Annotated in this window: 4 protein-coding genes; all 4 read right to left on the bottom strand. The window is 72.4% G+C overall.

The window, feature by feature from the left end; translation table 11 throughout:
• The coding region (locus EQG76_RS22885) for a DUF2062 domain-containing protein (RefSeq protein ID WP_159716616.1) at positions 1 to 428 on the bottom strand (428 nt) is incomplete at its 3' end.
• Positions 429 to 432: 4 nt separating this feature from the next.
• The gene (gene pyrE, locus EQG76_RS22880; protein ID WP_159716615.1) at positions 433 to 1017 is read right to left on the bottom strand and encodes an orotate phosphoribosyltransferase; all 585 of its coding nucleotides are present in this window, start codon (positions 1015 to 1017) and stop codon (positions 433 to 435) included.
• A 46-nt stretch (positions 1018 to 1063) separates the two neighbouring features.
• A complete protein-coding gene (locus EQG76_RS22875) occupies positions 1064 to 1675 on the bottom strand; it encodes a ribonuclease HII (RefSeq protein ID WP_159716617.1) in 612 nt (203 codons plus the stop codon).
• Between the two features lie 23 nt (positions 1676 to 1698).
• Positions 1699 to 2362, bottom strand: a 664-nt coding sequence (locus EQG76_RS22870) for an asparaginase (RefSeq protein WP_200841042.1), incomplete at its 5' end; no start/stop codon positions are given.

Below are 2362 nucleotides of genomic sequence, written 5' to 3'. Positions count from 1 at the left end.
CTGCCGACCATGAGCGGCAGCAGCAGCGCCTCGCCCTCGTTCAGCAGATAGTCCCAGGTCAGCGCGTCGAGCGGCGGCAGGCCCATCACGCTTTCGCCCAGGATCAGCCGGCCCAGCTCGTAGTCGACGATCATCACGATCGGCAGGGTCCAGGGATTGTTCAACAGCGTGAAGGCCAGGGCCAACGGCGCGCTGACCCTGAGGAGCCGCGCCAGCACCACGGCGATCATGAAATGGAGGCCGAACCAGGGAGTGAGTGCCAGCGCCACGCCCAGGGCCACGCCGCCGGCCAGGTAGTGCGGCGAGCCACCCATCCGGCCGATCCGCTGCAATCGATAGCGCATGGCGCGGCGCAGGCCGGTGCGCGGCAGCACGGCCATGCGGGTGCGCTCCCAGAAGCCCGGGCGGCGGCTGCGCGCGAACAGCAAGCGCTCAGGCCTTGGGCTGACCCGGTCGCGAACCCGGCTTGACCGGCGGGATCGCCTGGAGCTCCGGCGGGAGCTGGTCGGGCTGGTAGGTCGGCAGGTCCAGCGCCATCAGGGCGAGATGCGGCACGCCGAGATCGGCGCGGCCGCCCGAGCGGTCGACCAGGCAGGCAGCGGCCACGACCTGGCCGCCCTCGGCACGGATCACCTCCATGCATTCCTTCGTGGACATGCCGGTGGTGACTACATCCTCGGCGACCAAGACCCTGGCACCCGGCGGGATCGCGAAGCCGCGGCGCAGGGTGAAGCGGCCATCGACGCGCTCGGTGAAGATCGAGGGCACGCCCAGCGCCCTTGCCAGCTCATGGCCGACCAGGATGCCGCCCATGGCCGGCGCCACCACCAGGTCGACCTCGATTCCGGCCAGCTTCGCGGCCAACGCTTTCGCCAGGCGCTCGGCACGGGCCGGGTCCATCAGCACGCGGGCGCACTGCAGGTAGACGGGGCTGCGCAGGCCGGAGGTCAGGATGAAATGGCCGCGCAGCAACGCACCCGCCGCCTCGAATTCCGCCATGACCGCTGCCTGATCCATCGGACCCGTTTCCCGTTGCTCTGCCCGCCGCGCTTGGACCACGGAATCAGGCCATCACGCCAGAGGGCTCGTCCATTTCGGCCACCGCTTCCTCGTCCTCGGCGTCCAGCGCCGCCGGCCCGAGCACTCCTTTGAAGCTGGGGCGGTGGTGCGGCGTGGGGCCCAGCTCCAGAAGGGCCTTGCGGTGCAGCTCAGTGGGGTAGCCGGCATGGCGCTCGAAGCCGTAGCCCGGCCAGCGCAGGGCTAGGCGCGCCATCGCCCGGTCACGCACCACCTTGGCGACGATCGAGGCGGCGGCGATGCAGTCGACCAGCGCGTCCCCCTTCACGATCGCCTCGGCCGGCAGGTCGAGCGCGTCCGGCACCCGGTTGCCGTCGACCAGGAGCCGGGCCGGGCGGACCGGCAGCCGCGCCACCGCCCGGCGCATCGCCAGCATCGAGGCGTGGAAGATGTTCAGCTGGGTGATCTCGCGCACCGAGGCCGCACCGAGTGCCACGATTGCCTGCTCGCGCAGGATGGCGGCGAGGCGCTGGCGCTCGGCCGCGCGCAGGGCCTTGCTGTCGGCCAGGCCATCCACCGGCCGCTGCAGGATCACCGCGCAGGCGACCACCGGGCCGCACAAGGGGCCGCGGCCGACTTCGTCCACGCCGGCGATCATGACCGGCCCGCCGCCGGTGATCCTCAAGGGATAGCCTCCGCGAAGCCCGGGGCCAGCAGGATGCGGCCGACCTCCAGCCCGGCCACGTTGCGGATCGGCTTCTCGCCGAAGGCCGAAAGGGCGGTAGGCTCGGCGCCATGCAGCCAGCCAAGCCGGCGCAGCGTGCCCAGCAGCATCGCCTCGGCGGCGCGCGTGGCACCGTCCACCGCCTTCAGGGCCAAGCCCTGACCGGTGCGGCGGTTGCCGGCGAGGAAGACGCCCTCGGCCCCGGTCTTGGCGACGATCCAGGGAGCCGTCTGCATCAACGCGGTGCAGATCCGGCCGGTGCCGGCGACCAGATCGGGATGAGCGGTCATCGCGTCCGCGATCCGGCGCAGGGCCGCCGCCCGGGCCGGGAACAGGCGCTCAGGGCAGGCAAGGCGGGCGGCGGCGCGGGCCAGGGCATCGAGCGGGATCGGCCAGGAGGGCACGCCGCAGCCGTCGATGCCGGGGGTGGGCAGGGGATCGATCCCGGTCAGCTCGCGCAGCACCTGGTCGATCCGGCGCTGCACCGGATGGAGGCACTCTAGATAGGTCGCGAGCGGCGCGCCGAGCTGGCGGGCCGCCATCAGCATCCCGGCATGCTTGCCCGAGCAGTTGTTGCACAAAGGCGAGGGCGGCTGCCCGGCCAGGAGGCGCTGCCTCATG

It is taken from the genome of Geminicoccus flavidas, from assembly GCF_009806515.1.
Classification (GTDB): Bacteria; Pseudomonadota; Alphaproteobacteria; order Geminicoccales; family Geminicoccaceae; genus Geminicoccus; species Geminicoccus flavidus.
The sequence above is the reverse complement of the archived record's forward strand: the minus strand, read 5'-3'. Positions and strand labels throughout refer to the sequence as shown.